At 68.8% G+C, this 5550-nt stretch carries 4 protein-coding genes and 1 pseudogene; 4 read left to right on the top strand and 1 reads right to left on the bottom strand.

Going from position 1 to position 5550, the window contains the following annotated elements:
• The 4 genes and pseudogenes from MJ797_RS25690 to MJ797_RS25675 all read left to right on the top strand — a co-directional run.
• Positions 1-521 (top strand): annotated as a pseudogene (locus MJ797_RS25690) (IS1182 family transposase); the annotation flags it as partial.
• Between the two features lie 19 nt (positions 522-540).
• Positions 541-912 (top strand): transposase, encoded by a 372-nt coding sequence (locus tag MJ797_RS25685; RefSeq protein ID WP_239342176.1) that lies wholly within the window; start codon positions 541-543, stop codon positions 910-912.
• Between the two features lie 569 nt (positions 913-1481).
• On the top strand, positions 1482-2894 hold the full coding sequence (locus MJ797_RS25680; RefSeq protein WP_239342173.1) for an IS1380 family transposase: 1413 nt from the start codon (positions 1482-1484) through the stop codon (positions 2892-2894).
• Between the two features lie 515 nt (positions 2895-3409).
• Positions 3410-4987, top strand: a complete 1578-nt coding sequence (locus MJ797_RS25675; RefSeq protein ID WP_239342170.1) for a vanadium-dependent haloperoxidase — start codon at positions 3410-3412, stop codon at positions 4985-4987.
• A gap of 356 nt (positions 4988-5343) precedes the next feature.
• Here MJ797_RS25675 and MJ797_RS25670 read toward each other — a convergent pair.
• Positions 5344-5550: RDD family protein (locus tag MJ797_RS25670; protein WP_239342167.1), on the bottom strand; the 207-nt coding region annotated here is incomplete at its 5' end.

Below are 5550 nucleotides of genomic sequence, written 5' to 3'. Positions count from 1 at the left end.
CCGGCGGCACGGGGACGTGGCGGTCCGCCGCCGAGCTGGCCCCGGCCGCGGACCGGTGCGCATCCCCCTCCGACGCCGACGCCCGGTTCAGCGTCACGCGGTCCACCGAGTGGTCGGGATACACGGTGCACCTGAGCGAGACCTGCCCCGCCGACCTGCCCCACCTGATCGCCCATGGGGAGACCACCGCGGCCACCCTGCCCGACTGCGAGGCCCTCGAGCTGGTGCACGCCGGGATGGCCGGCCGCGGGCTCACGCCCGGCGAGCACTTGGTCGACGGCGGGTACGCCACCGTGGAGGCCGTCGGGCGGGCCGCCACCGAGGGGATCGCCCTGGTCGGCCCGGTCGCCGTCGACTCGAGCCCGCAGGCCAGGGCCGGCAGGGGCTTCGACCGGTCGGCGTTCGCCGTCGACGGGGACGCCCGCACCGCCGTCTGTCCGGCCGGCAGGACCAGCGCCACCTGGTCGGACACGACCGCCGACGGCGACCGGGTCGGGGTCGCGATCGTGTTCTCCACGTAAAGACTGCGCCGCCTGCCCGCTGCGCCCCGACTGCACCACCAGCCGCACCAGCCGCACCAGCCGCACCGGCCGCACAATCACCCTGCCGCCCCGGGAGGTCCACGAGCTGCAGACCCGGTTGCGCGCCGAGCAGCAGACCGCCGACTGGCGACGCCGCTACAACCCGCGGGCCGGGGTGGAGGGCACGATCTCCGAGGCCGTCCGCGGCTATGGAGTGCGCCGCTGCCGCTACCGAGGCCACACCAAGACCCACGTCCAGCACGTGCTGACCGCCTGCGCGATCAACGCCGCCCGCGTCGCCGACGGGCACGGGCGCGGCGGCACGCCCGCACCCGGGCGCAACCCGTCCCGTCTCATCATCCTGTGTCGACATGTGAACGCAGAGAGTTGAGACTGCGGGGTCGCCGCGTCCTCTCCGAGGCCGCCCACCCCGTCGGCGGCGGGCGGACGCCGGTCCCCGCCCCCCGCCGGAACGCCTCCCACGGACCTTCGGCCCCGCCGCCGGCGCCGGAGAGCCCGGCACGGCGACTTCGATCTCCTCATGGCCCGCGAGACCACGCGGGCGCGGCTCCGCTTTTGCAGATCGTGACGAAAATCGGCGATCTATCGACGCTCGGTGACGCAAGTTCGACGCCACGACGGCCTGAACGCCCGGGAACCCCAATTTTGATCAATTGCAGTTCGTAGCAATATGAACGCAAAGAGTTTGCCAACGGAGTCCGGCGTGTTCGCGGTCTGACCGGTTTTGTCAGGGGAAGCCGTAGAGATCGAGTACGGCGGTCGGGGTGGTGTGGTCACGGCGGCCGGGTGGGATGAACTGGTAGCCAGCCTCGGCCTTTCATACCGTAGATCCATGACCTTCATGGAAGGGGTATTCCGGTGACGGGAAAGTGCCCCTGACCTGGGAAGATACGGGTGTCTAAGTCCGTGTCGCGACCAGAGTCGGGGGACGCTTTCCCGGTGGATGCTACGGGGTGGTCGAAAGATCTCGTCGTCGAGGTCGGTGGCAGGGATGTGGTCTCCCACGTCGGCACCGCGGTCCTGCGGATGACCGGCGACCGGGTCGGGCTGACCGGCCGGCTGTCGACGGCGATGGAGGGGAGCCGGTCCCTGCCGATGCACGACCGGGGCCGGGTCCTCGCCGACGTCGCGGCGATGATCGCCGACGGCGGCACAAGGATTACGGACATCGGCACGCTCGGCGACCAGGAGGAGCTGTTCGCCTCGGTGGCCTCGGTCCCCACCGCGTGGCGGGTACTGACGGAGGCTTCCGGCCGGTTGGAGGGGCTGGCCGCGGCGAGAGCGGCGGTCCGGGCACACGTGTGGGGGCAGATCGTGGCGCGGCACGGGCGGATCCCGCCGTGCACGGTGGCCGGGACCACCCTCGGCGACTGGGTCGTGATCCGGCTGGACGCCACCATCGTGATCGCCCATTCCGAGAAGGAGACGGCGGCCCCGACCGTCACGAAGACTTTTGGTCACCATCCGCTCACCGCCTGGTGTGACACCACCGGGGAGCTGCTCGCCGTGAAGGTGCGGCCGGGTAACGCCGGGTCGAACACCGCGGCCGACCAGGTCGAGGTGCTGAAGGCCGCGATCGCGCAGATCCCCGCCCCGTTCCGGACGAAGATCCTGGTCACGGTGGACGGCGCCGGCTCCACCCACGCCCTCGTCGACGCCATCGCGAAGCTGAACGCCGAGAACCCCGGCATGGAGGTCCGCTCCGCGGTCGGCTTCGACCTCGACGAGCGGGCGCGCACGGCGATCGGCCTCATCCCGGAGACGGCGTGGTGTGCCGCGCTCGACGCCGAGGGCGAGCCGCGGGAGGACGCCGAGGTCGCCGAGCTGACCGGCGTGTACCGCACCGACCCGACCGGCGACACGGTGAAGAAGTGGCCCGCCGATATGCGGGTGGTCGCCCGCAGGGAGAAGCCGCACCCCGGCGCGCAGCTGTCGCTGTTCGAGCAGTGCGAGGGCCGCCGGTTCCCGCTCACCGCCACCGACATGACCGGCCGTAACCTGCAGATCCTCGAGGCTTCGCACCGGCTGCAGGCCCGGGTCGCGTCGAGGATCCGCTGCGCGAAGGCGACGGGCCTGCGCCGGCTGCCGTCGAAGAAGTTCGAGATCAACAGTGTGTGGTGCGTCGTGGTCGCGCTGGCCTGCGACCTCCTGGCCTGGTTCGCCCTGCTCGCCCTGGACGGCGAGCTGGCGAGAGCGGAGCCGAAGACCCTCCGCTCCAGGCTGCTGCACACCGCCAGGCGGATCGTGCGCGGGCAGCGCAGGCGCCGGCTGCGGATACCCGAGACGTGGCCGTGGGCGCACGACCTGCGCGCCGCGTTCGCGAGGATCTCCGCTCTGCCGGCGCCGACCTGAGGCCGTCCCCACCCGTCCCGACGAGAAAGGAAGGAGCGCCCACCGGGGTCGTGGGACCCGGCGCCCACCCGTGCGGAACGGGCCTTCGTCGTGCCCGGACCCCGAAACGAATATCGAAAACGGTATCTGACAAGATCTAGACGATCTTATATTTCGGCGTGAATTTTCGAGGCTGATGATCCGACGCTGGTCAACGAACTGAACGCCGTACCGCTGCACCCATGCCCCATGCCCCATGCCCTGGCGCTATGGTTAACACGAACGGATGTTTGTGGAGGGGGTGGGGTCAGCGACCCGGTTTTTCGGCCGTCGGTCGAGAAAATTCCACCAGCTCCGCAACCTTCTTCCGCCGCCCTCACGGATCTTCTGGCAGGCTTATGATCGATGGGCGGTGGTCGAGAACGGAAGCACCGTGGCTGTCATCGCGACCGGAAACACCAAGTTTGGCCTTGACTTCGGCCCCCCTGCTGGCAGAAGCCGGAGAATCGGGCCGATCCCCATCTGAAGGAGCACTCGTGAGCCCGAGTCCACATCAAAGCCGTGCCGAGGCGCTGGCGCTACGCACAGGTGCGGCGCAGTTCGCGGCTGATCGGCAACATCCAGACCAGATCTCCAACTCCGACGAGGTGCTCTACCCAAACGGTCTAGGTAACTTCACCAAGGGGCTGGAACATGATTCTGTGACGGGTGAGGTCGCCAACCCCGCGCACTACCGACTCCTCGTCGACGCGCTCCTCTCGGAGGACATCGACCGCATCGCCGGGCTGCCGCCAGTCGCCGGGGTGACGAAGCAGCGAGCGTTTGTCAATCCGCGGGCGGGGCTCGCGTTCGATCTGGAGGGTCCCGACTGCCGGGCCCTGACCATCCCCCCGGCGCCGGTGCTGTCGAGTGCGCAGGCGGCTGGTGAGGCCGTCGAACTGTATTGGATGGCCAGGCTGCGTGACGTCGCCTTCACGGACTACGCGACCGACGCGACGGCGGCAGCGGCGGTCAGCGACCTGAACGTGTTGGCCGACTTCCGTGGCCCGCGGGATCCGGCGGGTGGCCAGGTGACGGTCGACACACTGTTTCGGGGTGAGACTCCGGGCGAGCTTGTGGGCCCCTACCTGTCGCAGTTCCTGCTCCTCGACGTCCCGTTCGGGACCTTGTCATACCCCCAGCGCCAGACCACCGCTGCCTCAGGTGCGGACTACCTCACGACGTGGGGCGCCTGGCTGGACGTGCAAAACGGCGAGGACACCTCCGGCACCGACCATTTCGACAGCACCAAGCGGTATATCCGCAACGGCCGGGACCTCGCGACCTACGTTCACTTCGACGCACTGTACGAGGCTTACCTCAACGCCTGCCTGATTCTGCTGGGGGGTGGCGCTCGGTTCGACCCCGGTAATCCTTATACGCACTCGCCTCGCGAGGCCGGTTTCGGCACCTTCGGTGGCCCGCATATCCTCTCGCTCGTTTGCGAGGTGGCCACCCGTGCGTTGAAGGCCGTATGGCACCAGAAATGGTTTGTGCACCGACGGTTGCGGCCCGAGGCGTACGGGGGTTGGGTCGAGCGCAGCCGCACATCGCCCGGAAGCTATCCGATCCACTCCGACGTGTTGGAAAGTGCTGCGGTCGCAGCAATCCAGGCGGCGACCGGCAGCGCACTGCTGCCGATGGCGTTCCCCGAAGGGTCTCCGATGCACCCCGCCTACGGGGCGGGCCACGCCACCGTGGCAGGTGCCTGCGTCACGGTACTCAAGGCGTGGTTCGACGAGTCCTTTCCCATGGCTGAGCTGCGCATCGGGGGCTCACCGGGTAAGCCAGGCACACCACTTGGCGCGCCTCGAATCCCCGACGCCGCCGGCACGGGACTGGTGAGCTGGTCAGGTGCCGACCAGCTCACCGTGGGCGGTGAACTGAACAAGGTAGCGGCGAACATCGCGATCGGTCGCAACCATGCCGGTGTGCACTGGTACACCGACTACGTCCAGTCACTCCGCCTCGGAGAAGAAGTCGCCATCCGTGTCCTCCAGGAGCAGAAACCGACATACCTCGAGCGGGGATCGTTCTCACTCGTCCGATTCGACGGCACAAGCTTCGTGATCTGAACCGTGGCGCCCCGGGCTTTGGCATGGCGCGTAGCACGTCCAACGTCCGCTCGCGGAGGTGGTGTCGGCGGTGTGGCGTAACGTGCGGGGTGCGGTATCAAGCGGTGGAAGCGACGCCCGACGCCCGCCTCGTGCGGGACCCTACGCAGGGGGTTCGAATCCGGCTGGTGGGGCAGACAAGGAGCCTGCCCGATCGCGATCATCTTACCGAACCCCCTGCTTCCAGCACGATGCGGGCGTCGCTACGACCGGTTGACGCCAACCTTCAGGAGTTGTGATGCATGCCGTCGGCCAGCCGAACGCGCCGGCGTCGATCTGCCGCTGTCTGGCCGGCTGGGTGCAGACCGGCTCCCCTGTTACCCGCGTAGTACGCGGGTGCCACCGGCGAAGCGGTCGTGAATGCCTTGGTCCTGCGGATCCGAACTGATCGTTATGGCGATCGCGATCCAGGCCGCCAAGACCAGCAGCGACCCGAAGAACGGGATGATGCCGAGGAGCACGAACGATTCGCGTTTCGCAGCGGAATCGATCTGGGGCCGGCCGCCGTCCGGTCCGACAACCCT

Origin of the sequence: Protofrankia sp. CiP3, assembly GCF_917627345.1 — a bacterium.
Lineage (GTDB): Bacteria > Actinomycetota > Actinomycetes > Frankiales > Frankiaceae > Protofrankia.
Note: the sequence above shows the minus strand (reverse complement) of the source record. Positions and strands in the feature narration are given on the sequence as shown.